This window comes from Serratia sp. PL7 (assembly GCF_945957435.1).
The window spans coordinates 272,648-297,019 of record NZ_CAMFLB010000002.1; the positions used below are offsets into that span (position 1 = coordinate 272,648).

The following is a 24,372-nucleotide window of genomic DNA, read 5'->3' on the forward strand; positions in this document are numbered from 1 at the left end:
ATTACGAGCCTAGCTGTATAACTTACCCGTCAAGCACGCCGTTTCAACCCTTTGTAAAACGGCGTAAAATTAACAGCTCGTTACAGGGTAACCGCTTCCGTAACTGTAAAAATTCCCATATACTGGATAAATTAACAGTTTAGTAGCCGGAATATAGCAACATGACCGCGGAAGGACATCTCATATTTTCAGTTGCCTGCGCGATCTTTGCCAAGAAAGCGGAGGTGACTCCCGTGCTCGCCGCTGGCGATTGGTGGCACATCATTCCTGCCGCGCTGCTGACGTCACTGCTACCCGATATCGATCACCCTAAATCCATCTTGGGCCAGCGCCTGCGTTGGATCGCAATCCCGATCTCACGCGCCTTTGGCCACCGTGGTTTCACCCATAGCCTGCTGGCGATCGTCGGCGGCATGTGGCTATTTCAGCTAGAAGTGCCGCGCGGTTGGCCTATCCCCGCAGACGTGCTGCATGCCATGATTATCGGGTATTTCAGCCACCTGCTGGCCGATATGCTCACCCCGGCCGGCGTGCCGTTGCTTTGGCCCTGCCGCTGGCGTTTCTGCTTGCCAATATTGAATTCACAAAAAGGCAACCAGCTGGAGCGGGTGCTGTGTCTATGCCTGGTGGCTTTCGCCATTTACTGGCAAGGGGATTACACTCTTCCGGTGCAGTCCTATTTTGAGCAAATAAAAAATATTAGACTGTGATCACAAAATAACGCCTATTTTTCCACCTTCCCGCTCATTACATCACCGATTTTAAGCCAAAAGTTATATTAAATTCTTTTTGGATATAAGTGCGCTGCACCGCAAACTGTTAGGATATTTACATCGCATTACATCGGTGCGTGGCACCTTTTATTATAAGAAAACAAGATTGGAGAAACTGGGGATGAATCTACCGCTCGTATTAAACGTGCTGGTTTTTGCCGCCCTCCTTTTGCTGTTGGCGCAAACTCGCCATAGGCAATGGAGCCTGGCTAAAAAAGTGCTGGTTGGCCTGGCACTGGGTGTGGTGTTCGGTTTGGCACTGCAACTGGTATACGGCTCGGACAACCCGGTGCTGAAAGAGTCCATCGGCTGGTTTAACATCGTCGGTAACGGCTATGTACAGCTGCTGCAAATGATCGTGATGCCGCTGGTTTTCGCCTCTATCCTGAGCGCGGTAGCCAAGTTGCATAACGCTTCTTCACTGGGCAAAATCAGCTTCCTGACCATTGGTACCCTGCTGTTTACCACGCTGATTGCCGCACTGGTGGGCGTATTGGTCACCAACCTGTTCGGGTTGACCGCAGAGGGTCTGGTCCAGGGCACACAAGAAACGGCTCGTTTGTCGGCGATTGAAACCAACTACGCGGGTAAAGTGGCCGATCTGAGTGTGCCACAATTGATCCTGTCATTTGTGCCGAAAAATCCGTTTGCCGATCTGACCGGGGCTAACCCAACGTCAATCATCAGCGTGGTGATTTTCGCTGCCTTCCTCGGTGTGGCTTCTCTGCAACTGCTTAAAGATGACCAACCGAAAGGCCAGCGCGTGCTGGTAGCTATCGATACCCTGCAAGCCTGGGTGATGAAGCTGGTCCGTCTGGTGATGAAGCTGACTCCTTACGGCGTACTGGCGTTGATGACCAAGGTCGTTGCTGGCTCCAATATCCACGACATTATCAAGCTGGGCAGCTTTGTGGTTGCCTCTTACCTTGGTCTGGCGATCATGTTCGTGGTTCACGGTCTGCTGCTGAGCTTAACCGGCGTTAACCCGCTGAAATTCTTCCGCAAGGCGTGGCCGGTGCTGACCTTTGCCTTCACCAGCCGTTCCAGCGCTGCCAGCATCCCGCTGAACGTCGAAGCGCAGACTCGCCGTCTGGGCGTGCCGGAGTCGATTGCCAGCTTCTCAGCGTCCTTTGGTGCCACTATTGGTCAGAACGGTTGCGCGGGTCTCTACCCGGCAATGCTGGCGGTGATGGTTGCGCCAACCGTGGGTATCAACCCGCTGGATCCACTGTGGATCGCAACGCTGGTCGGCATTGTTACCGTCAGTTCAGCCGGTGTTGCCGGTGTGGGCGGCGGCGCGACCTTTGCTGCGCTGATTGTGCTACCAGCGATGGGCCTGCCGGTGACCCTGGTCGCCCTGCTGATTTCGGTTGAACCGTTGATCGACATGGGCCGTACCGCGCTGAACGTTAGTGGTTCGATGACCGCAGGTACCGTCACCAGCCAACTGATGAAGCAGACCGACAAAGCCATTATGGACAGCGAAGACGAAACGGAACTGGCTCACCGGTAATACTAGACTGATCCGCAAACTGAACCGGTGCCCAAGCGCCGGTTTTTTTTCGTCATGACTGCCAATGATATCTCATTAGTATTAGTGTGTAGCAAATAGGATCCGTGGAGCCCATTATGATTGAAACGCGCCTGCTACATCAGTTCATCGCCGTCGCCGAGGAATTACACTTCAATCGCGCAGCACAACGGCTGCATATGGCACAACCCCCGTTGAGTCAGGCAATTCGTCGGTTGGAGCATGAGATCGGCGCACCCCTGTTTGAACGCACCAATCGCAGCGTGTCGCTCACGCCTGCTGGAACCGACTTTCTGGCAACGGCAAGAAAGGTGTTGCGCCTGCTTGATGAAGGCGTCGAACAGACCAGGCGAGTAGCGCAAGGCATCGAAGGCCATCTCACGTTAACCTTCATTAATATCGCCCCCTATGACGCATTGCTAGGCGCATTGCAGCGCTTCCGCTCTGCATTCCCCGCCATCTCCTTCACGATGCGTGAGGCCACGACTCAAGAACAGGTCGAGGCACTGGAACATGGCCGCGCCGAGCTCGGTTTCATGAGGTCACCGGGTAGGACGGCTCCGGAGCTGCGCTTCGAGTCCATTCTGCGAGAACCCATCATGATTAGCCTGCCAGCCACACACCCTCTCGCGTGCCATGAGATCATTCCACTGGCCGCACTGCGAGATGACGCCTTCGTATCGTCACCACGGCACCTGGGCCAGGGCTTCCATGACCAGCTGGTTCAGCTTTGCGCAGCAGCAGGGTTCATACCATGCATTGCTCAACAGGCGCGTCAGCTGCAAACTCTGGTTGCTTTGGTGGCCAGCGGCTTCGGCGTTGCACTGTTGCCCGCGTCGTTGGCGCAGGAGGGTCGCAAAGACGTGGTATTCCGGCCAATCCAGGTCAATGCACCAGATGCACTGCGGAATGTGGAATTTCTGATGGCTTGGAACCCGCACTCGCCTTGTCCTATTCGAGACAAACTGATCGATGAGGTGCGAGATGCCATGGCATCTCGCCCTTGATTGAAACCTGATAAGTCTTGTTTCGGTACAAATAAGATATTTTACACTCAGGAGCGGTCGCTCCATCATCGTGCTATTGCCAAACGGAGGTACATGATGACAGATCGACGCTTAAACGAGCCGTTCAAAGACAAGGTAGCGATTGTCACTGGCGGTGGCCGGGGACTTGGGAAAGCTTACGCCAAGGCCCTCTTGGAGCGTGGCGCACGGGTAATCGTTAGCGACCTGGGAACCAGCCTTACCGGAGACGGGGCTGACCCAGACGTGATGAGCGAGGCGATACATGCCTTGCAGGTCGACGGTGGATCGTTCATCACCCACAGCGGGCGCCTGGATAACGAGGATGGCTGCCAACAACTCGTAGCGCTGGCCATCGAGCAATTCGGCGCGCTGGATATCCTGATCCACAACGCGGGTTGGGTCGGCTATCAGCCCATTGAGACACAGGAAGAGGAATTCCTTGAGCGCTCCCTTGGCATCAACGTGCGTACGCCGATCTGGTTGAGCAAGCACGCCTGGGCGCATCTCAAGCTTTCCCCATCACCACGGATCGTGCTGACAACCTCTGACCGTGCCATGTATCAACGCTACGCGCAGCCAGGCCTGACGGCCTACGCCGCTGGCAAGATGGCCCAAGTGGGCATCATGAATGCCCTGAGTATGGAAGGAAAACCGGACGGCATTCTGGTCAACGCCATCTCTCCAGTAGCCAAGACCCGTATGTGGGGGATCACACAGCCACCCACAGACCTAAAACCCGAGTGGGTGGTGCCGGGCTTGCTGTATCTGGCCAGCTCGTTATGTCAGGACACAGGCGTTATCCTGCGCGCCAGCAACGGTCAGTTCACTGCAACCCGCTTTTGTGAAAACCCCGGCGTAACCTATCCTACGGATCTGTCGCGAATTGAGTGTGCCAGCGTGGAGGATGTCGCCCACAATTGGCCGCGCATCAAGGAGTTTGGCGATGTGTGACGAGTGTCGTCTGCACAAGATCGCCGAAGTCCGTACCGACCTTGGCGAGAGTCCAGTCTGGGATAAAGACAACCGCCTTTTGTACTTCGTCGATATCTCTGGTGGCAAGATTAACGTCATGACCCCGCAAGCACGAGTGGCATCCGTCTATCAATCGACGGCGCGCATCGGTGCCTTGGCCCTTACGGATAGAGGCAATCTGATCTTCACCGAAGATACGCGGGTTGCCATTCTGGATCCCAAGGAAGGCGTGGTCCGCACGCACTCTACCGCTGTCCATAACAAAGGCTGCTATCGGTTCAACGACGGGGCCTGCGATCCGCAAGGACGCTTTATTACCGGCCTGATGCACGAGGGGCCGAACCGTGAGGCCGGAGCGCTGTACCGCTATGACAGTGAACTGAACGCCCAAACCATCCAGAGGAATATCGCGCTGCCTAATGGCCTGGCCTGGTCGGAAGATGGCCACACGCTGTTCTTTGTCGATTCCATCGCACGTTCAATATTTCGGGCCGCATACACTCCCAACGGGGAACTGGAGGCCGTAATGCGCTTCGCCGAAACCCCGGCAGGACTTGGACGTCCCGATGGTATTGCCCTGGATCGAGCCGGTGGATTGTGGGTCTGTATGTTCAACGGAGGATGTTTGCTGCGCTACGACCGTAACGGCAGCCTGGGCGAGTGCGTCGCCATGCCCGTGCCGCGCCCCACCAGTTGCTGCTTTGGCGGGGAAGGTTTGGAAACCTTATTCATCACTACGGCGCGCTTTGCCATGACGCGCTCTGAACTGGCTGAATACCCTGATTCTGGCGACCTCTTTGCTATTCGCCCAGCTATTGCCGGTGTTCCACGTCACTTGTTCAAAGAGTGCAAGATGGGCCGATAGCAGAGCAGTGGGATTTTATAAACCGAGAGAGATAACAAAAGCTGGGAGGGAAAGCGTAGGGGCGAAGCTATGTTCGGCCCCCTACAACTGCGGCAAACTTAAAACGGGTAGTCGTGATAACCCATTTGCGCTGAAATCAGACGAGCGGCGGTGTGCAACTGCGCCACGTAGCCCTCTTTGCCTTCTTCAGAGAAGCGGATGGTCGGGAAGGAGATGCTCAAGCCCGCGATCACCACGCCAAAACGGTCAAATACTGGCACCGCGATGCAGCGCAAGCCTTCTTCCTGTTCTTCGATATCTTCGCCAAACCCCTGCTCACGGACCTTATCCAACAGCGGCAGTAATTCAGCGGCGCTGGCGATGGTGTGCGGAGTGCTGCGGGTAAACTCGACGTGGGACAGGATTTCTTCCACTTCGCCGCGATCGCGCCAGGCTAGCAGGACTTTACCAATCGCGGTGCTGTGTAGCGGGTTGCGGCGACCGATGCGTGAATACATACGCAGGTTATACATGGAGTCGATTTTGTGGATATAGACGATGCTGTCTTCATCCAGCGCCCCCAGGTGGATGGTCTCACGCGTCTGGTTAGACAGCTCACGCATCTGGATGTCCGCACTGCGGATCAAATCGACGTTTTGCAGCGATTTGGCACCCAGTTCAAACAGCTTGAGGGTCAGCGAATATTTCTCCGACTCCCCTTCCTGTGAGACATAACCCAGCGACTTCATGGTTTGCAGGAAACGGTAAACGGTACTTTTGGACATCATTACCCGCTGTGAAAGCTCGGTAATGCCGATCTCACGCTCATCACCCAGTGCCTGCAGGATGCCAAACACTTTCAGCACTGATGAAACGGAATCCGGTTGTTTGTCTAGATCTGCGTTAGCCATGGTTAATACCTTAACTTAACTATTTTTGTTTTAGGAAATTTGAACAAGAGTTTCAGTATAATCGGAACATTTCACCCCATGCAATGGAAGTTGCGCAATATTCGCCATTATTGATGCGATTAGCGGCAGACATCCCACTGCTTTTACATTTAGCACAGAAACGGCGGGTGCATTCGGCGGGAAATATGATTAGCATTGTAATATTCCCTCTGTTTAGTAACCATCTCCATGACAACGCTTGCTAATTCCGACGGCTTACCCGTCCCGCAACGCTACGGAGCGATCCTGGCCATTGCGCTGGGCATTACCGTTTCAGTACTTGACGGAGCTATCGCCAACGTGGCCTTGCCGACCATCGCCCGCGATCTCAACGCCAGCCCGGCCAGCTCGATCTGGGTGGTCAATGCCTATCAGTTGGCGATCACCATCTCGTTGCTATCGCTGGCATCCTTGGGCGATCTGATTGGCTATCGCCGTATCTATCAGGCTGGTCTGCTGGTATTCAGCATTACTTCATTATTCTGCGCACTGTCCGATTCGCTATTAACACTGACGATTGCACGCGTGCTGCAAGGGTTTGGTGCCGCGGCGATTATGAGCGTCAATACCGCACTGATCCGCATTATCTATCCGCAACGCTTTCTTGGCCGTGGCATCGGAATAAACTCGCTGATCGTAGCCTTCTCTTCCGCCGCTGGGCCCACGGTCGCCGCCGCCATTTTATCCGTGGCCTCCTGGCAGTGGCTGTTTGCCATCAATCTGCCGATCGGCATCGTCGCACTGATGCTGGGAATGAAATATCTGCCGGCTAATAGCCAGAAAAGCAGCAATCAGCGCTTTGACCCCACCAGTGCGCTGATGAATGCCCTGACGTTTGGTCTACTGATCACCGCCATTAGCGGTTTTGCCCAGGGGCAAAGTCTGCTGCTGATTGCCGCTGAAATCGCGGCATTGCTGGTGATCGGTTACTTCTTTGTGCGCCGTCAGTTGCGGCAGACATCCCCTTTACTGCCGGTGGATCTGCTGCGCATCCCTATTTTTGCGCTGTCGATGGGCACCTCGATCTGCTCTTTTGCCGCCCAGATGTTGGCTATGGTGTCGTTGCCCTTCTTCCTGCAGGCCTCTCTGGGCCGTGACGAGGTGGCGACGGGTTTGCTGTTAACGCCCTGGCCGTTGGCCATTATCGTGATGGCACCGATTGCAGGCCGCCTGGTGGAGCGTGTTCATGCGGGGTTACTGGGAGGGATTGGTTTGGCGACCTTCGCGCTCGGTTTGTTCCTGCTGGCACTGTTGCCACATAACCCGACGGATCTGGATATCATCTGGCGCATGGTGCTTTGCGGTGCGGGCTTTGGGTTATTCCAGTCGCCCAACAACCATACCATTATTTCTGCCGCTCCACGCCACCGCAGTGGCGGAGCCAGTGGCATGCTTGGTACTGCGCGTCTGTTGGGGCAAACCTCCGGCGCGGCACTGGTGGCATTAATGTTCAACCTGTTCCCCACCAGCGGCACACACGCTTCATTGGTATTGGCGGGAGCTTTCGCCAGCGTCGCTGCCGTGGTGAGCTGCCTGCGCATCACTCAACCCCGTGCGAACCTCGCTGAACCCGGTAAATAGCTTATCGAGCACTGCGCCCGTTTGAATAGCAAAAACCCCGGCTCGCCGGGGTTTTTGCTTGATACAGGGTTATTTCAGATACTGGCCGGAACGCAGCGCTTCGATACGCTTGTCCAACGGCGGGTGCGACATAAACAGCTCGCTGAACGACTTGGATTTGCCGTTGATGCAGAAAGCCATCAGGGTGCCCGCTTCCTGCGGTTCATAGCTGGTTTTCAAGCGCTGCAGCGCAGCGATCATCTTCTCACGGCCAACCAGTTTGGCTGAACCCGCATCGGCGTGGAATTCACGATGACGTGAGAACCACATGGTGATAATACTGGCCAGAATACCAAATACCAGCTCCAACACCATCGAAACACCGAAGTAAATCATCGGGTTGCCGTTACCTTCGCCTTCCCCATCACGGTTACCGAGGAAACCGGCGGCCACCTGAGCAATCAGGCGAGACACGAAGATCACGAAGGTGTTCACCACCCCTTGGATTAGCGTCATGGTCACCATGTCGCCATTGGCAACGTGGCTGATTTCGTGGGCGATAACCGCTTCCGCCTCATCACGGCTCATGCTTTGCAGCAAACCGGTACTAACCGCCACTAGCGATGCATCGCGGCGTGCGCCGGTTGCAAAGGCGTTAATGTCAGGCGCTTGGTAGATAGCCACCTGCGGCATGGCGATACCCGCCTGCTGCGATTGGCGACGCACCGTGTCCAACAGCCAGCGTTCGGTTTCGTTACGCGGCTGTTCAATCACTTCCCCACCGACGGAGCGCAGCGCCATCCATTTGGACATCAGCAGTGAAACAAATGCACCGCCAAAACCGAACAGACCGGCCATGATCATCAGGCCCTGAACGCTACTGGATTGGATCCCTGTCAGGCTAAGCACCAGCCCGAAAACCAACATCACCGCCAGGTTGGTGAGCAGGAACAAAGCTATACGCATCATAGAATGTTTACTTCCTCGTTATTTGTTAACAAAAGGCGACCTCAGATACCCAGATCTTATGGGCATTGGTCACAATTTCAAGATTGGCAGGCCATTAAGCCACTAAAAATACGTAACTTTACAAAGTCACGAAGAAACAAGGGTTTTACAAAGTGTAAACGATCTCGGAGCACAGAGTGGAGACCCCAACAGAAATTTTAGTGCGAGTATAGCGAAAAAAAAGCGCACCCGTAGGTGCGCTCGATAACGTTAAATCCGCAAATAACTTACTTGGCGGCGGCCGTCTGTTGCGATGGCTGCTGCTTTTCGTTATTGGCCAGATCCAGCGCGATCTTGACCGTTTCATCCAGATACGGATCCGGCTCCTTGTAGTCCTTTGGCAGATCTTCCAGGGACTTCAGCGGTTTCTTACCCTCACGCTCCAGGCGCTCATTAATACGGTTCAGGCGCGTAGCATCATCGTCATGGTTCTCTTTCTCACGGATAGCCAGATTAAGAGAAACGATGTTGCGCTTGTCTTTCAACGCCTTGTAATGGGCAATATCCTGCGCGATGTATTGGAACTCGGGATCCTTGGCGATACGCTGCGCATGGTCTTTAAGCAGTTGCGGTTCAAACGGCTTCAAATCACCGGTTTTGGTGTAGGCAGCTGCATTGATGCTATCCCACGGCATGGCGTTATCTTCGAAGCTCTCGCCGGTTTCTGCCGGATCGATCCCCGTTGGCATCAGAATATCTGGTGTGACGCCTTTACGCTGGGTGCTGCCACCGTCAACGCGGTAGAACTTCTGGATGGTGTACTGGACAGAGCCCAGCGCGGGCCATTCAGGGCGCAGCATCTGATCGTAAATCCGGTTCAGTGAACGGTATTGCTGCACCGTGCCTTTACCGAAGGTAGGCTCGCCCACGATCAGCGCACGGCCATAGTCTTGCATTGCCGCAGCAAAGATCTCAGAAGCGGAGGCGCTGAAGCGGTCAACCAGCACCACCAGCGGGCCTTTGTAGTAGACAACGCCGTCGTTATCCGCATCTTCACGGATCTTGCCGTTGTTATCACGCACCTGAACAACTGGGCCACTTGGGATAAACAGACCGGAAAGCGATACCGCCTCGGTCAATGCTCCGCCGCCGTTGCCGCGCAGATCGATAATCAGACTGTCGACATTCTGCTTGGCCATTTTTTGCAGCTGGACTTTTACGTCATCGGTCAGGCCGACGTAGAAGCCAGGGATGTCCATCACCGCGACCTTCTGCTTGCCGACGGTCTTGATCGTCATTTTGACTGCGCGATCTTCTAGACGGATACGCTCACGAGTCAGCGTAACAATACGGGTTTTGGTGCCTTTACCTGCCGGCAGGATCTCCAGGCGAACCTTGCTACCCTTCGGCCCTTTGATCTGCGAGACGACGTCGTCAAGACGCCAGCCGATCACATCCACCATCGGTTTGCCTGCCTGGCCAACGCCGACAATACGGTCGCCCACGGCGATCGCCTTGCTCTTGGCTGCCGGGCCGCCTGCCACCATGGAGTTGATCACGGTGTAATCATCATCCATCTGCAACACGGCACCAATCCCTTCCAGCGAGAGACTCATCTCGGTATTGAACTGTTCGGTATTGCGTGGCGACAGGTAGTTGGTATGCGGATCGATTTCGTGGGCAAACGCAGTCATGATCAGCGAGAACACGTCTTCGCTGTTGCTTTGCGTCAGGCGTTTGATCGCAAACTGATAACGCTTGGTCAATGTGTCACGGATCTCTTTATCCGTTTTGCCGGTCAGCTTCAGGTTCAACTGATCGTATTTGACCTTGGCATCCCACAGGCGATCCAGTTCGGCCTTATCTTTCGGCCACGGCGCTTTGCTGCGGTCTACGTCAATGGTGTCATTGCCGGTGAAGTTCATCGGCTTGTCGAGCAGTGACAGCGCATACTGATAGCGCTCAAAGCGGCGTTTTTGCGCCAGATTGAACAGCGCATAAGGCGTAACCAGTTTGCCGGATTTCAGCTCTTCACCCAGCGTGCTGCGTTTGTCGGCAAATTGCGCGACGTCGGAGGCCAGCAGCACATTGTGGCTGTAGTCCAGCATATTCAGGTAACGATCGAAGATCTTGCCTGAAAAATCCGCATCCAGAGCAAACTGGCGATAATGAGAGCGAGTGAAGCGCGAGGTTACGCGCTCACTCACGGTTGCATGTTCAGCTTCCTGCTCAAGCTTGGGCAGTTGATCGATGCGGATGTTGGCTGTATCCGCTCCGTAACTGACACCGGCCCACAGCAAAGCCGCAACTGCGGTTAATCTGACAAATTTGTTCATGCCTTGGTTGGCCTCCGTATCAGAACTGCAAGTGTTCTGCGCGCACAATCATCGCCAGACCGGAGGAGAGCTGTACACGAACGCCATCTTTAGCGATTTCGAGTACGGTTGCGTCCATCGCGCTCTGACCTGCTCTGACTTTGATTTCCTGGCCAATTTGCAGTTTTGAGATGTCTGTGACTGGCACATGACGCGGCTGGCTGGCCTCTTTGGCTACACGAGGTTCACGAGCTTGCTGTGGGCGTGCTTGTTGTGTGCGCGGCTTGCGGTTCTCTGCTGCGGCTCCGCCTTCACGACGTACGGCTGGCTTTTTGCCGGCAGGACGCGGACGACGAGGCTCGGCAGTGGCAGACTCACCAGCAGCTTCACGTTTTTTGGCATTCTGTTCGGCACGTTGCGCCTGAACTCGCGCTTTGGCCTCTTCAAGCTGCTGACGAGCATGATCGACATGCTGCTGTTCCAGCTCACCGCACGGGTTACCGTCCAGGTCTACACGCTGGGCGCCAACTTTGACACCGTACAGGTAACGCCAGCTTGAGGTATACAGGCGCAAAGCTGAACGCAGCTGAGTTTTGCTGAGGTTCTCTTCCCCTTGTACACGTTCTACCAGATCCTGAAAAATACCGATTTTCAGCGGGCGTGCTTCGCCTTCGGCGCTAAAGCAGAGCGGGAAACGCTCGGCAAGAAAAGCAATGACTTCTTTAACTGTGTTCAACTTGTGTTGATTTTCCATGAAATTTCCTGATTACAACGGGTTGCCAACAAGCCGCAGGCATGAACAGGCGTCATTATAATGACGCCATCGCTAAATGCCACGTTAACCGTAGATCAACTTGCCGCTACAGTGACATATTTCGCAAAATTGCTCTGTGCCAGCCGTGCGCAAAGCCCCGCCACCACTGCTTTCAGGCCGATTTCGTCCTGTTCATCGAAGCGTTGATAAACTGTGCTGTCGATATCCAGAACACCGATGACCTGACCACTGACCTCTAACGGCAACACAATTTCCGCGTTGCTGGCGGCATCGCAGGCGATATGTCCAGGAAATGCATGAACATCGCCAACGCGCTGCACCTGGTTCTGCGCCGCTGCCGTACCGCACACGCCCTTACCCAACGGGATCCGCACGCAGGCAATCTTGCCTTGGAACGGGCCTAGCACCAGTTGATGGCCTTCCATCAGGTAAAAACCGACCCAGTTTACGTCATCAAGACGCTCATTGAGTAGCGCACTGGCGTTAGACAATGCGGCGATAAAATTATCTTCCCCATCCAGCAATGCGCTCAAATCGCGTTTTAATTCCGCGTAGAATGATTCTTTAGTCATGATTAACCGTTCAAATACTCAAATAGCCCAGACTTAACCCCTATAAAATAAGCATTAAATGCGTATAGCCACAAGGTTAATCATCTGTTGCTTCACAAAACACGGTACAACAGGGTATGTTTGCCGTCTAAAAATCATTTGTAACCTGCGATGCCAATCCCTTTTTACCGGTTGATGGCATTGACGGGTTGGTTTTCCAGCTACGCTAAGTAGACCTCAGGTCGCCAAACAGCACTCATGATGAAGATACTCGCCATTACCGGCCCGCTCTCCAAGGCTCGCCACCAACGCTGTTGTGAATGCGATTTGCTGTTCACGTTGCCGTCGTTAACCCGCAATCAGGCCGCCTACTGCCCACGCTGCAACGCCAAGGTGGTGAATGGCCGCGACTGGTCAATGACTCGCCTGACCGCCGTAGCCGTCACCATGCTGTTGCTGATGCCCTTTGCCTTTAGCGAGCCGTTGATCAGCATTCGCCTGCTCGGCACGAAGATTAACGCTAGCCTGTTGGAAGGCATCTGGCAAATGAGCAGCCAGGGTGATCCATTTACTGCCAGTATGGTCGCCTTCTGCACCATCGGCGCGCCGCTGACGCTATCACTGTCATTGCTGTATCTGTGGTTTGGCCATGCGCTCGGCATGAACCTGCGGCCTGTGTTGCTGATGCTGGAGCGTCTGAAAGAGTGGATCATGCTCGATATTTACCTGATCGGTATGGTGGTCGCGGCGATCAAGGTCAAGGAATATGCAGATATTCACCCCGGCAGCGCCCTGATTGCCTATCTGGCATTGACCCTGCTCAGCCTGCTGACGCTGATCCACATGAACCTGGAGCAGATGTGGGAACGCTACTATCCGCAGGAACAGCCAGAGGGTAAACCAGAGGCGTTACACGTCTGCCTGGCCTGCCATTTTACCGGTTTTCAGGATGAGCGTGGCCGCTGCCCCCGCTGTCATGTGCCGATGTGCCATCGCCAACCTTACAGCCTGCAAAAAACCTGGGCCGCGCTGATTGCCGCCATCGTGTTGCTGATCCCCGCCAACCTGCTGCCGATTTCGGTGGTTTACGCCAACGGCGCGCGTATGGAAGATACCATTTTCAGCGGCGTCGTTTCGCTGGCCAACTCGGGTAATATGCCGATCGCCGCCATCGTATTTATCGCCAGTGTCCTGGTGCCCTTTACCAAGGTGATCGTCCTGCTGGTGCTGCTGTTCAGCATTCATTTCAAAACGTCGCACAGCCTCAAAACCCGTATCCGGCTGCTCCGGCTGGTCACCTGGGTTGGCCGCTGGTCGATGCTCGATCTGTTCGTGATCTCGTTGATGATGTCGCTGATCAATCGCGACCAACTGTTATCTTTTACTATGGGGCCAGCAGCTTTTTACTTTGGGTCTGCGGTTATTTTAACTATCCTTGCCGTACAGTGGCTGGACAGCCGATTGATTTGGGATGCACATGCAACAGGAAACGCCGAATACGCCGACTGAGGCGCGGGTCAAAAACAAGCGCCGTATCTCGCCATTCTGGTTACTGCCGTTTATCGCCCTGCTGATTGCCGGGTGGCTGGTCTATACCAATTACCAGGAGAGCGGCAATAGCGTCACCATAGACTTCCAGTCTGCGGCAGGTATTGTCGCTGGCCGCACGCCGGTACGTTACCAGGGTGTGGAGGTGGGTACCGTGCAAAGCATTTCGCTGAGCAAGGATCTGCGTAGTATCGTGGTTGAAGCCAGTATCAAGAGCGATCTGGAAGACTCACTGCGGGAAGGCACACAATTTTGGCTGGTAACCCCTAAAGCCTCATTGGCCGGGGTTTCCGGCCTGGATGCGCTGGTAGGGGGTAACTACATCGGCATGATGCCGGGCCGGGGCAAGCCACAAACCCACTTCACCGCGTTGGACACGCAGCCGAAATACCGTCTGAACACCGGTGAGCTGATGATCCACCTGCAAGCAGACGACCTCGGTTCCCTGAACACTGGCTCGCTGGTCTATTATCGCAAAATCCCTGTTGGTAAAGTTTACGACTACACTATTTCGCCAGGTAACAAGGGCGTGATCATCGACGTGCTGATCGACCGCCGCTTTGCCAATCTGGTGAAGGATAACACCCGCTTCTGGAACGTTTCCGGTTTTAAAGGCGATTTCAGCCTGTCCGGTGCCAGCGTGCAGATGGAAAGCCTGGCAGCGCTGGTAAATGGTGCGATAGCCTTTGATTCCCCGCTCGACGGCAAGCAGGCCAAAGCCGATCAAAACTATACGCTGTATCCGGACCTGGCCCGCAGCCAACGCGGGGTGAATATCACGCTGGACCTGCCCGACGGCAACAGCCTTAGCGAGGGGCACACACCGCTGATGTATCAAGGATTGCAGGTCGGCACCTTGACTCGCCTGGCTCTGCAACAGGATAGTAAGGTAACCGGCGAACTCACCATCGATCCTTCGGTGGTCGATCTGATGCGTAGCGGCACGCGCATTGAGATGCGCAGCCCAAAAATCAGCCTTAACGACGCCAAGCTAAGCCAGCTGTTGACCGGCAACACCCTGGAATTGGTGCCGGGTGACGGAGACCCCCAGCAGCACTTTACCGTGTTGGACAGCAGTAAAACGCTGCTGCAACAGCCTGGCGTGGTAACGGTCACCTTGAATGCCCCGCAAAGCTACGGCATCGACGTCGGGCAACCGTTAATCGTGCATGGCATCAAGATTGGCCAGATCCTGACACGAACCCTGACCGACAGCGGCGTAACCTTTACGGCGGCGATCGAACCTCAACACCGCAGTTTGCTGCATAAAGACAGTAAATTCGTGGTCAACAGCCGTGTGGATGTCAAATTCGGGCTGGACGGCGTGCAGGTGTTGGGTGCCAGCGCCCAGGAGTGGCTGGACGGCGGCGTACGCCTGATCCCTGGAGGTAAAGGCGAACCGGACGCTCAGTATCCGCTGTACAGCAACGCGGAAAAAGCCGCCGAGGGCATCGTCGGCAACAACCCCCTGCCGACCTTGACGCTTACCGCTGCCAGCCTGCCAGATGTGCAAGCCGGCTCGGTGGTGTTATACCGCAAGTTCCAGGTGGGTGAGATTGTCAACGTACGGCCCAAAGCCAACGAGTTTGACGTTGAGGTCTATATCAGCCCGGAATACCGCAAGCTGTTAACCAGCGAAAGCATTTTCTGGGCGGAAGGTGGTGCCAAGGTGCAATTGAACGGCAGCGGCCTCACGGTGCAGGCTTCTCCGCTCAACCGCGCGCTGAAAGGCGCCATCAGCTTTGATAACCTGCAGGGCGTTACGCTGGATAAAGGGGCCAAACGCGTGCTGTACGCCTCCGAAACTGCCGCTCGCGCCGTGGGTAGCCAGATCACGCTACGCACCTATGATGCCAGCAAACTGTCCCCTGGCATGCCAATACGCTATCTGGGCATTGATATCGGCCAGCTTGAATCTCTGAAACTGGCACCGGAGCGTAACGAGGTGCTGGCAAAAGCAGTATTGTACCCAGAGTATGTGAAAACCTTTGCCCGTCTCGGCAGCCGTTTCGCCATCGTGTCACCGGAGATTTCTGCCGCGGGGGTCAATAATCTGGACTCCCTCTTGCAGCCCTATATCAACGTGGAACCTGGCCACGGCGGCTCAATGCGCACTTTTGAGCTACAGGAAGCCAGCATTACCGACTCCCGCTACCTGGATGGGCTGAGCGTGATCCTGGACGCCGCAGAAACCGGTTCGCTGCAAATCGGCACGCCGATCCTGTTCCGTGGCATTGAGGTGGGTACCGTGACCGGTTTCTATCTGGGGGCGATGTCAGATCGTGTTCACGTCTCACTGCGCGTCAGCAAGAAATACCAGCATCTGGTGCGTAACAACAGCGTCTTCTGGCTGGCCTCTGGCTATAACCTGCAGTTTGGCCTGACGGGCGGTGTGATAAAGAGCGGTACCTTCCAGCAGTTTATTCGCGGTGGTATTGCCTTTGCCACCCCACCAAGCATTCCATTGGCCCCTAAAGCCACGCCGAACAAACACTTCCTGCTGAATGCGGAAGAGCCGAAAGATTGGCGCGAATGGGGCACCGCCATCCCTAGGGATAACTGATAGCTATCGGCAGGGTTCAATGTTCTGAACCCTGCCGAGTTCACCGTACCGAAGCTGCCGCCACCTGAATAATCCCTATCATTGCTGCTTTGTCATCCATCTCATTGACCGTAACTTGCCGGTATTCTCAGGCAGGCAGTTTATGGTAAACTAGCCCCTTCGATTTTTTTCCGCCCTGAGAGCTCCCTGTGGCTAAACCTGCCCCTGCTTTTTTGCCTCCTGCGTTTCTCGACGCGACTCGCGCCATCATGCCTGACCATTTATCCATGGATGACTTCATCGCTATTTGCCAACAACCCTTGCGGCGTAGCCTGCGGGTCAACACGCTGAAAATCAGCGTTGCCGACTTTCTGGCGCTGGTAAAAGACTACGACTGGCGGCTGGAACCCATCCCCTGGTGCTCAGAAGGCTTTTGGATCGAGCGCGAGGACGAAGCATTACGGCTGGGTAGCGCGGCGGAGCATCTAAGCGGCCTGTTCTACATTCAGGAAGCCAGCTCCATGCTGCCGGTGAGCGCCCTGTTTGCCGGGCGTGAGACCCCGCACCGGGTGCTGGATGTCGCCGCCGCGCCGGGTTCCAAAACCACCCAGATCGCCGCGTTGATGGGCAATCAGGGCGGCATTGTCGCCAATGAATATTCGGCTAGTCGGGTCAAGGTATTACACGCCAACATCAGCCGCTGCGGCGTCAAAAATACGGCGCTGACCCATTTCGACGGCCGGGTGTTTGGCGCCGCCTTACCGGAAAACTTTGACGCCATCCTGCTGGATGCGCCCTGCTCTGGTGAGGGCGTGGTGCGTAAAGATCCGGATGCCATGAGCAACTGGTCACCAGAAAGCGTAGCGAGCATCGCGCAAACCCAGTGGGAACTGATCGACAGCGCCTTCCACGCCCTGGCACCCGGCGGCGTGATGGTTTACTCCACCTGCACGTTGAATGCTCAGGAAAATCAGCAAGTGGTGCATCAACTGTTGGCCACCTACGGCGATGCCGTCAGCGTAGAGCCACTGGACGATCTGTTCCCACAGGCACAGCTTGCCCTCACCCCAGAAGGCTTCCTGCACGTATTCCCGCAGATTTATGACAGTGAAGGCTTCTTTGTCGCCCGGCTGCGTAAAAATCACAGTGTTCCGGCCCTGGCCAAACCGAGCTATAAACTGGGTAAGTTCCCCTTCACCCCGCTCTCGGCCCAGGAGTCCGCACTGGTGGCACAGGCTGCCGCAGCTTCTGGCTTAACCTGGGATGAAACCAGTAAATTATGGGCGCGGGATAAAGAAATCTGGCTGTTCCCCGCCGCGCTGGAACCTTTAGTCAGCAAAGTGCGTTTTTCACGCATTGGCCTTAAGTTGGCGGAACGCTTCCCAAAAGGGTTCCGCTGGCAGCATGAGGCGGTGATCGCCTTGGCTGCCAGTGGCAACCCACAGACGTTTGAGCTTGATGCGGCGCTGGCCCAGGAGTGGTTTCATGGCCGCGATCTCTACCCCTCGCAACCCCCACAAAGCAATGAGTGTATCGTCACTTATCAGCATCAGCCGCTAGGGCTGGCCAAACTGATCGGCAGCCGGATTAAAAACAGCCTGCCCCGCGAACTGGTGCGTGATGGAGTGTTGGATTTCCATCAATAACATTTAATAGGCCACGGTCACCGTTACAGTGTCACTATAACTCCCTGCTGGCTGGTTATTTTGCGAGAGATTAACCGAAGCAGTATAGGGGAAGGATTGCGAGGTGCCCGTGCCCGTCGCGTTGCTATTGGTGGCGGCGGTCCAAACGGTGCTATCCCCCTTGAACAGCTGATACTGAATATAGCTGGTGGTGCCGTTTACCGTAGACGCCATTTGCCGATATTGCCCCGAACTGGCGACGCTGCTGGTCAGATTGACAGAATAGCTGGCATTTAGGGTACAACGTACGCTGATGGTATTGGCAACAACCGCGGTGAGGCCAGACGGCAAGGCCGCAGTCCCAAAACCGACGTTCGGCGCGCTGTCGATATAGCAGTAGTTGGTGATGACGAGCGACAGATTAATATTGGAACCGCTCGTTATACTACCGGTATCAGGGAGACAAAGCAGATTGCCTACCGCAATTGAGCAGATGCTCCAGGACCAGGTAATCGGGATGGTGTCGGTATAAGTGCCGGCAGCCAGATTAGAGTTCATTTGCGGTCGAATAAAAATCGGCAGCGTACTGTTTGGCCCGGTGAACAAACCGAGTAAACCCAACGCGGTGGTATTGCTCCAGGTAATAACGCTGCCCTGATTATAAAGCGTACTGCAGCCACCATCCTGGCACAGGCTATAAGGCAAATACTGGCCGGTAGCCGCGCTGAATAAACGTGGCTGGGTGCTGACAGGGTGCAACGTCGTGCCGATGGTGGCGGTAATGGTATTGGTACCGCCAATATTGAGCAACCCGCCAGTACAGGTCAGCCCGCTACTTACGGAGGTGACCAATGGGGCGCTGCTGACCGCAAAGGAGTTTTGCGTGCCCAGCGAACCGTTGGTGGGAGTAGCCGTGCAGCCCGCCCTTCCTGATGGAATAAAACCCACCAACAGCATCAATGCCAATCCTGCTCGCATCCATCGTAATAGCATAATCATGATTTCTTCTCTTCAGCACTGCCTTGGCAGACCAGCGGCCCGACCTGTTCAATGCTGTGATAATTAGGGTTCAGGTCGAAGCCCACACGGCATACCGAGCGATCCTCCCGCTGGATACTTAACTGGCCATGGGGTTGTAAATGCGAGAAGTACACCAGCCCGTCATAGCCGACAACGGTGGTTTGTTGCGTGGTTTGTTCCGTGACCAACGTGCCCAGTTTCAGCGGTTGCCCGACGGCGTCATGCAACGTGATATTGGCCGAGAGGACTTTTTGTACCGGGAATTTCACCACCATCCCGCTGCCTTGCTTAACGGCAATGCGATTGTTGACCTGATTGGCCACCACGTCCGCCGGTAACGGCAGCGTGTCGATCTCGACCTTGGCCGGATAGTACGAACTGATCGACGAGATCAGCAGATGTCCGTTGCTGTCGGTGGTGCCCATCTTCTGATTCTCGTACAGTACCGAAACCCCGGCGTAACTGTCAGTATCCACCACGATAAACGCGTCGTTGATCTTGTCCGACAGGAACCAGGAGTTGGCCATGAACACCACTGAGCCGCTCAGGTCTGCCCAGTTGGTATATTCCCCTTGTGGGCCGAAGATGCCGCCTTGCAGCGTGGCATAACGGGTTTTCCAGGTGGCATCGGCCTGTTGATAGGCATCGCCACCGCCGCTGTAAGCCAGGTTCCAGCCCATGCCGCCATCCGTGGGAGCGGCCTTGCTTGCCCCCACCTGCTGCTGATAATGCCCAGTATTGTTACGTGCTAACCCCGCATTGAGGCTGACATCACTGCCCAGTGGAATAATAAATTGCAGCTGCGCACTGTAACCGTTATCCCCCAACGTTTTGTTGAGTGAGACAAACATGCTGCTCTGGCCCCACAAGGCACGGCTGTAAGAGAGGTTCACCAGGCGGGTATGCGAGTTGTCATAGGCCTGTACGTCGTAATAGCCCAAGCCCAAAGTGCCATTACTTGAACCAAACGGCGAAGCACTGAAGGTGGCCTGATCGGATTGACGGCTCAGGCGGGTATTGCTGGTGTAAGACGTGAGATCCTGGTAACCCACGGTGCGCGAGGCCCGCTGTGCCGAAAAGCTAAATAACGTCGAATTATAGGAGTAGCCCAACGTGTACTGGCTACCGTCTTTTTTGTCCGTCACGTTGGTGCCCAGCGGATTATCAATTTCCTGATTGGGATCAGGCATACCTGGCGTATTCGGCCGGACAATCTGGTCGTTCACCACGTTGCTGGTCGCCACCGGCGGATGGTTGGCTTTGCTCTGGCTACCAGACAGGCTTAGCATCCCCCAGGTTCCCACCGCAATATCGGCCCCTAACCCGCCGAGCGCCAGCCCTTGCGTGGCCTCGCTGTGCCCAGAAAGTGTCAAATAGTTACTCAGCCCGTAGCGGTAAATTCCGCTGAAGGCTGCATCTGAATAATCGCCATTAGAGATGCCATAATTCTGGCGCACCGCGCCGAGTGACACATCAAAGTCGCTCAGGTTTTTACGCAGCAGGGTGTTGGATACATAAAACGGCACCGTGGTTGATACCTGGCGCCCGACCGCATCGGTGGTAACGATCGTCGCTTCACCGGCCCCGTTGATGTAAGGCACATTGGTGAGGGTAAACGGCCCGGAGTTCAGGTTATTGCTGCTGGCCTTAAAGCCGTTGAGAAATAAATCCACAGTGCTGGGGACCGCTGCGGTACCGCTATATTGCAACAGCGGATAGGTCACCAGATCCGGGCGCAGGGCAAAATTGCGGCTGATGCGTAATCCCCCCATGCGGGCCGAATTACTCCAGGTTAGCGAGTTACTGACAAAATCCCCAAGCTGATAGCTGATCAGATCTTGTTCATCGCTATAACGCCAGAACGTATCGTAGCGCAGATAGCGGTCTTGTACGGCACTGCCGCCCTCGCCCGATACGGTGTCGATATTGTAGCGATAGGTCCCGGTATTACTGATAAACCCCAGGTTGCTGAACAAACGCTGCTCCATCCAGGTGGCAACCGATCTGGAGCCTTCGTGGGGATCGGTATAATAGGAATCGTAGTTTAGCAGCAGACCTGTGCTGCTTTGCGCCACCGTGTAATTCATCAGGTTGCCGCCGCCGACGTCCTGTTTTGGCAGCCAGGCATCCGGTACCTGGAAAATCAGCTGCTGGGCGGCAGAATCATATTTCACCTTCACCCCTGGCAACTCCTCGACCTTAATCAACCCTTGCTGGCCATTGGTCCGTACGTGGTTCTTTGCCAGCACGCCGGCCTCCACGTAATACGCATTTTCCCGATAGGTCACAGGTACCACCTGGCCGTCGCTCTGGCCATTGACGACCAGGGTCAGGTAGAACATTGCATTGGTGATCACCGGTGCCGCACGCGGGGCATCGGGCAATGATGAGTACTCCTGCGCCTGAACGCAGAAGGTACTCAGGCATAGCAGGCACAGACCGCCCCGGCAATACAGCGGATACTGATGACCGGGGCGAATAATGGCTCGGATCGGCATTCGTCGCGCTTCCTGCCGCTATTCGCCGCGCGGAATGACGATGGGTTTGGTGTTATCGGCAATTTGCGCATTGAGTTGCACACCAGGACTAACCCCGGCAGGAACCGGCCAGCGCATTGACTGCCCTGGCAAGACGTAGCCCATAAAGCCCGCGATCATGGTTTTCACGCCCTGCTGTTGGTTGCCTTTCTCTGACCAGAACACATTACTCAGCCGCGCATGCACAATGCCGCTATTACGAACCTGCAAATAGGTTTTCCCGCCGTCATTGACCGTGCGCCATTGCAGCACTGGACGCGTCGCTGTGGCAGCATCGCGTTTGATATCGCTACGTTCGTTGGTCCACAAGCCAGCACCATCCATAAACAGCGGCAGCAGATAGCGCATCTGTAACTGCAGCCCGACCACCGCTTTACTTTGCCCCCCGGCAGCGCCACTGATCGGCGACGGGATTTCATCAACGATGATGCGGTAGGCCTGCTCGGTATTGGCCGGTACCGGTGTATTGCGGATCAACCTGATCAGTTGGCGTTGCCCCGGCGGTACGGTAGCAAAAGGTGGACTGGCGACCACATTATTCTGATCGGCATAGCGCTCATTAAAATTTTCCTGTTTCCATGCCAGCACCCGCACCTGGAGAGAAACGGGCTCTGCCCCGCGATTTTCCAGCCATAATGCAGAGCCGTTCTGATCGGACTCAATGATTTGATATACCGGCCAAACCAGCACCGAGCTGGCGGCTTGTGCCGTGATTGAAGCACACAGGGTGTAACTCAGTACTACAGCGCTGATAATGCGGGTAAACAAGGTCGACATAGCTCATATCCTGATGATTCAATAAGTTAATGTTACGGTGACCGTATCGGTATAAGTTCCTGCCGAAGGCAGTGTGGTCACGGCGTATAACCGGGCATAAACCGGGTAAGTTTGTGTGGTACTGGGAAAACTGGGGATAGACATCACCAATGCGCCATTGCCCCAGACCTGACTACGGTTGGCATCGCGAAACAGCTGATAACCCAGAGTGTCGCTATTGGCGGTGTTTTGCATGAAACGCCGGGTGGCGCTGCCACCGTGAGTCCCGTAATCCATAGCAATGGTGACCGTCGTTCCCGGCGTACAGGTCACCACCACCGAACCGGCACCGGCGGTACTCACGGTATCGACATTACTGGTAATAGTCGTCATGGAGCCGAAATTGATGGTGCCAAGGTTGGAGGTAGGGCTGGAAAATGAGCTGCCAAAAGCACAGCCGTTGGTCAGGGTTGCCGCCACGGTAAAGGTCGTGGTGGTTGGCGTGGCAGCACGTAGCGCACCGCACATCATCAACGGTAGCAGGATCAAGGAGACATGGCGCATCAATGCCCCCCGCTACCAGGACACGGTGACATTCACCGTATCCAGATAAACACCGGCAGCCGGTGTGGTTTGCGCCGGAACACGGCCATAGACGGTGTGCCATTGATCGGCTCCGTTGCCGGTGTCACTTAGCCCGGTGGTGTTATCCCAAATCGTCCCCCCGGGTTGGTTGGTGTAAAGGTTGTACTGCACGCTAATCGAGCTATTGTTGGTATTCACCATTTTGCGATTCGTGACCACGCCACTGCTGCCCCCATCCAGCAAGATTTTATAACTCAGACCACTGACGCATTTGACACGGATTGAGCCCGCCAACTGGGCGCTGGTCGCGTTGATCACAGTGTTCACAGCGGCAAAAGTGCCGAAATTCATCGTGCCAAAGCTGGTATTGCCCGACGTTGTCGTTCCCGCTTCACAGGCGGGCAGCAACGTGGCTGCAATGCCGATCGTCGCCGCCTGACCTAAGGGAATGTTGAGCAGTAAAGACTGCGACAAGATCGCTGGCAACAGCAGCAATACCTTGATCCCCATGCTCGTTCCTTCCCGTATAGAAAACCAGCCAGGGGCTGATTCGCCCCCGACGGAATAACAGCCTTACCAGGAAAGCGTGGCAACTACGGTATCGTTGTAAGTCCCTGCGGTTGGTGTGGTACTGAGCTGGTCGCCAGGTAATACGCGGCCATAAATCGGGATGTTTTGTGCGGTCGTGCCCGTCGTCAAGGCAATCGGCGTATTAATGGCGATTTCCGTGGTACGCGCACTATCAGAATAGAGGCGATAAGGAATGGTGTCGCCGCCGGAACTCATGGCACGCAGCGCGCCCGTTGCCGCCAGCCCGCCATTGAGCGACAGCGTTGGGCTCAGGCCAGTGCTGCAGGTGATGGTGACCGCGCTGGAACCATTGGCACCAAATACCGTACCGTTGATCACGCTGGTCAGATCGGAGTAACTGCCAAAGTTCAAGGTCCCCCATTGGTTGGCACCGCCGGTTGCACCGCCGTTACCCACGGTACATCCGCTACCGATCGTCAACTGAATGCCAACTTGCCCTGTCAAAGTCCCCGCAGCCTGCACACCTGAAGCCAATGACAAGGTCGCAGCAGCCAGCAAGGCCAGTAATAAACTCTTTTTTTCGCCCATGATAACTCCCAATAACAACTTACACCGATGTGTATTCATGCAACCAGGTTGCGTATGGAAATTCTCTGGTGGACTCACATACTGCCAAAAACTGCCAAAGGACGACGCTCAAACCGGGTTCTGTTTTTTTGCTAGCGAACCCTGGCGGCAAAAACCTGATGACACAGGCTTTCGTGGTTAAATATAGATTAATAAGTTTAGCTTAAGCGGAATTTATCTGCCTTTAATAAAATAAGGATAAAAAACCATTTTTCATATCATTAACAAATTTTACTCCAGAAAAACTCGCCATACCTCGACTTTAAAATTGTTAAGGAGTGCGATAGTGAGAAACGTTAATATTTATCGTGGCAATTAAGTCAGTATTAACGGCTGGGTCTAGTGTTACGAGCA

At 55.1% G+C, this 24,372-nt stretch carries 20 protein-coding genes; 9 read left to right on the top strand and 11 right to left on the bottom strand.

Going from position 1 to position 24,372, the window contains the following annotated elements:
* Nucleotides 1-161 precede the first annotated feature (161 nt).
* The 5 genes from N6G83_RS15740 (at nucleotide 162) to N6G83_RS15760 (ending at nucleotide 5,169) form a co-directional block, all read left to right on the top strand.
* Nucleotides 162-710, top strand: coding sequence for a metal-dependent hydrolase (locus N6G83_RS15740; RefSeq protein WP_024530036.1), 549 nt, complete (start codon nucleotides 162-164; stop codon nucleotides 708-710).
* Between the two features lie 184 nt (nucleotides 711-894).
* Nucleotides 895-2,286, top strand: a complete 1,392-nt coding sequence (locus N6G83_RS15745; protein WP_211136396.1) for an L-cystine transporter — start codon at nucleotides 895-897, stop codon at nucleotides 2,284-2,286.
* A 116-nt stretch (nucleotides 2,287-2,402) separates the two neighbouring features.
* Nucleotides 2,403-3,311: a LysR substrate-binding domain-containing protein gene (locus tag N6G83_RS15750; protein ID WP_211136397.1), complete on the top strand. Its 909-nt coding sequence runs from the start codon at nucleotides 2,403-2,405 to the stop codon at nucleotides 3,309-3,311.
* A 93-nt stretch (nucleotides 3,312-3,404) separates the two neighbouring features.
* The gene (locus N6G83_RS15755) at nucleotides 3,405-4,283 is read left to right on the top strand and encodes an SDR family NAD(P)-dependent oxidoreductase (protein WP_199063248.1); all 879 of its coding nucleotides are present in this window, start codon (nucleotides 3,405-3,407) and stop codon (nucleotides 4,281-4,283) included.
* A complete protein-coding gene (locus tag N6G83_RS15760; protein WP_211136398.1) occupies nucleotides 4,276-5,169 on the top strand; it encodes an SMP-30/gluconolactonase/LRE family protein in 894 nt (297 codons plus the stop codon). The genes N6G83_RS15755 and N6G83_RS15760 overlap by 8 nt, the downstream gene beginning before the upstream one ends.
* Nucleotides 5,170-5,267: 98 nt before the next feature.
* On the opposite strand, the gene kdgR is transcribed toward N6G83_RS15760, so the two are convergent.
* Nucleotides 5,268-6,059 carry a DNA-binding transcriptional regulator KdgR gene (kdgR, locus tag N6G83_RS15765; RefSeq protein WP_021178210.1) on the bottom strand — a complete coding sequence of 264 codons (792 nt, stop codon included), beginning with the start codon at nucleotides 6,057-6,059 and terminating at the stop codon, nucleotides 5,268-5,270.
* A gap of 228 nt (nucleotides 6,060-6,287) precedes the next feature.
* On the opposite strand from kdgR, the gene N6G83_RS15770 reads away from it, so the two are divergent.
* Complete coding sequence (locus tag N6G83_RS15770) at nucleotides 6,288-7,679, top strand: MFS transporter (protein ID WP_029712248.1); 1,392 nt, start codon at nucleotides 6,288-6,290, stop codon at nucleotides 7,677-7,679.
* A gap of 69 nt (nucleotides 7,680-7,748) precedes the next feature.
* On the opposite strand, the gene htpX is transcribed toward N6G83_RS15770, so the two are convergent.
* From htpX to N6G83_RS15790, 4 genes are all read right to left on the bottom strand, one after another.
* Nucleotides 7,749-8,627, bottom strand: a complete 879-nt coding sequence (gene htpX, locus N6G83_RS15775) for a protease HtpX (RefSeq protein ID WP_021178212.1) — start codon at nucleotides 8,625-8,627, stop codon at nucleotides 7,749-7,751.
* A gap of 266 nt (nucleotides 8,628-8,893) precedes the next feature.
* Entirely contained in the window at nucleotides 8,894-10,942 is a 2,049-nt protein-coding gene (gene prc / locus N6G83_RS15780) for a carboxy terminal-processing peptidase (RefSeq protein ID WP_024529990.1), read from the bottom strand.
* A gap of 19 nt (nucleotides 10,943-10,961) precedes the next feature.
* Nucleotides 10,962-11,675, bottom strand: a complete 714-nt coding sequence (proQ, locus tag N6G83_RS15785; protein WP_024529989.1) for an RNA chaperone ProQ — start codon at nucleotides 11,673-11,675, stop codon at nucleotides 10,962-10,964.
* Nucleotides 11,676-11,770: 95 nt separating this feature from the next.
* A complete protein-coding gene (locus tag N6G83_RS15790; RefSeq protein ID WP_024529988.1) occupies nucleotides 11,771-12,268 on the bottom strand; it encodes a GAF domain-containing protein in 498 nt (165 codons plus the stop codon).
* A gap of 240 nt (nucleotides 12,269-12,508) precedes the next feature.
* Between N6G83_RS15790 and yebS the strand changes: the two genes are divergently transcribed.
* The 3 genes from yebS to rsmF all read left to right on the top strand — a co-directional run bounded on the left by yebS (nucleotide 12,509) and on the right by rsmF (nucleotide 17,983).
* Entirely contained in the window at nucleotides 12,509-13,756 is a 1,248-nt protein-coding gene (gene yebS, locus N6G83_RS15795) for a membrane integrity lipid transport subunit YebS (protein ID WP_074031035.1), read from the top strand.
* Nucleotides 13,725-16,358 carry a PqiB family protein gene (locus N6G83_RS15800; RefSeq protein ID WP_211134929.1) on the top strand — a complete coding sequence of 878 codons (2,634 nt, stop codon included), beginning with the start codon at nucleotides 13,725-13,727 and terminating at the stop codon, nucleotides 16,356-16,358. Before yebS ends, N6G83_RS15800 begins: the two co-directional genes overlap by 32 nt.
* 188 nt (nucleotides 16,359-16,546) lie before the next feature.
* Nucleotides 16,547-17,983 carry a 16S rRNA (cytosine(1407)-C(5))-methyltransferase RsmF gene (gene rsmF, locus N6G83_RS15805; RefSeq protein WP_211134921.1) on the top strand — a complete coding sequence of 479 codons (1,437 nt, stop codon included), beginning with the start codon at nucleotides 16,547-16,549 and terminating at the stop codon, nucleotides 17,981-17,983.
* A 3-nt stretch (nucleotides 17,984-17,986) separates the two neighbouring features.
* Here rsmF and N6G83_RS15810 read toward each other — a convergent pair whose 3' ends face one another.
* The 6 genes from N6G83_RS15810 to N6G83_RS15835 form a co-directional block, all read right to left on the bottom strand.
* Nucleotides 17,987-18,961: a spore coat protein U domain-containing protein gene (locus tag N6G83_RS15810; protein WP_024529984.1), complete on the bottom strand. Its 975-nt coding sequence runs from the start codon at nucleotides 18,959-18,961 to the stop codon at nucleotides 17,987-17,989.
* Nucleotides 18,958-21,480, bottom strand: coding sequence for a fimbria/pilus outer membrane usher protein (locus N6G83_RS15815; RefSeq protein ID WP_211134919.1), 2,523 nt, complete (start codon nucleotides 21,478-21,480; stop codon nucleotides 18,958-18,960). The genes N6G83_RS15810 and N6G83_RS15815 overlap by 4 nt, the downstream gene beginning before the upstream one ends.
* An 18-nt stretch (nucleotides 21,481-21,498) precedes the next feature.
* Nucleotides 21,499-22,296 (bottom strand): molecular chaperone, encoded by a 798-nt coding sequence (locus tag N6G83_RS15820; protein ID WP_211134916.1) that lies wholly within the window; start codon nucleotides 22,294-22,296, stop codon nucleotides 21,499-21,501.
* A gap of 18 nt (nucleotides 22,297-22,314) precedes the next feature.
* Nucleotides 22,315-22,839 (bottom strand): spore coat U domain-containing protein, encoded by a 525-nt coding sequence (locus N6G83_RS15825; RefSeq protein WP_211134915.1) that lies wholly within the window; start codon nucleotides 22,837-22,839, stop codon nucleotides 22,315-22,317.
* A 12-nt stretch (nucleotides 22,840-22,851) separates the two neighbouring features.
* Entirely contained in the window at nucleotides 22,852-23,370 is a 519-nt protein-coding gene (locus N6G83_RS15830; protein WP_074030947.1) for a spore coat U domain-containing protein, read from the bottom strand.
* A 63-nt stretch (nucleotides 23,371-23,433) separates the two neighbouring features.
* Nucleotides 23,434-23,979: a spore coat U domain-containing protein gene (locus tag N6G83_RS15835; protein ID WP_024529979.1), complete on the bottom strand. Its 546-nt coding sequence runs from the start codon at nucleotides 23,977-23,979 to the stop codon at nucleotides 23,434-23,436.
* Between the last annotated feature and the right edge of the window lie 393 nt (nucleotides 23,980-24,372).

Bases quoted from the DNA above. Each gene is read 5' to 3' on its own strand.
- N6G83_RS15755 (WP_199063248.1), top strand. From the start codon at position 3,405: ATGATGACAGATCGACGCTTAAACGAGCCGTTCAAAGACAAGGTAGCG.
- N6G83_RS15825 (WP_211134915.1), bottom strand. From the start codon at position 22,839: ATGCGCCATGTCTCCTTGATCCTGCTACCGTTGATGATGTGCGGTGCG.
- htpX (WP_021178212.1), bottom strand. From the start codon at position 8,627: ATGATGCGTATAGCTTTGTTCCTGCTCACCAACCTGGCGGTGATGTTG.
- N6G83_RS15815 (WP_211134919.1), bottom strand. From the start codon at position 21,480: ATGCCGATCCGAGCCATTATTCGCCCCGGTCATCAGTATCCGCTGTAT.
- N6G83_RS15790 (WP_024529988.1), bottom strand. From the start codon at position 12,268: ATGACTAAAGAATCATTCTACGCGGAATTAAAACGCGATTTGAGCGCA.
- N6G83_RS15810 (WP_024529984.1), bottom strand. From the start codon at position 18,961: ATGATTATGCTATTACGATGGATGCGAGCAGGATTGGCATTGATGCTG.
- N6G83_RS15770 (WP_029712248.1), top strand. From the start codon at position 6,288: ATGACAACGCTTGCTAATTCCGACGGCTTACCCGTCCCGCAACGCTAC.
- prc (WP_024529990.1), bottom strand. From the start codon at position 10,942: ATGAACAAATTTGTCAGATTAACCGCAGTTGCGGCTTTGCTGTGGGCC.
- proQ (WP_024529989.1), bottom strand. From the start codon at position 11,675: ATGGAAAATCAACACAAGTTGAACACAGTTAAAGAAGTCATTGCTTTT.
- N6G83_RS15800 (WP_211134929.1), top strand. From the start codon at position 13,725: ATGCAACAGGAAACGCCGAATACGCCGACTGAGGCGCGGGTCAAAAAC.
- N6G83_RS15760 (WP_211136398.1), top strand. From the start codon at position 4,276: ATGTGTGACGAGTGTCGTCTGCACAAGATCGCCGAAGTCCGTACCGAC.
- N6G83_RS15750 (WP_211136397.1), top strand. From the start codon at position 2,403: ATGATTGAAACGCGCCTGCTACATCAGTTCATCGCCGTCGCCGAGGAA.
- N6G83_RS15740 (WP_024530036.1), top strand. From the start codon at position 162: ATGACCGCGGAAGGACATCTCATATTTTCAGTTGCCTGCGCGATCTTT.
- N6G83_RS15830 (WP_074030947.1), bottom strand. From the start codon at position 23,370: ATGGGGATCAAGGTATTGCTGCTGTTGCCAGCGATCTTGTCGCAGTCT.
- yebS (WP_074031035.1), top strand. From the start codon at position 12,509: ATGAAGATACTCGCCATTACCGGCCCGCTCTCCAAGGCTCGCCACCAA.
- kdgR (WP_021178210.1), bottom strand. From the start codon at position 6,059: ATGGCTAACGCAGATCTAGACAAACAACCGGATTCCGTTTCATCAGTG.
- N6G83_RS15745 (WP_211136396.1), top strand. From the start codon at position 895: ATGAATCTACCGCTCGTATTAAACGTGCTGGTTTTTGCCGCCCTCCTT.
- N6G83_RS15820 (WP_211134916.1), bottom strand. From the start codon at position 22,296: ATGTCGACCTTGTTTACCCGCATTATCAGCGCTGTAGTACTGAGTTAC.
- N6G83_RS15835 (WP_024529979.1), bottom strand. From the start codon at position 23,979: ATGGGCGAAAAAAAGAGTTTATTACTGGCCTTGCTGGCTGCTGCGACC.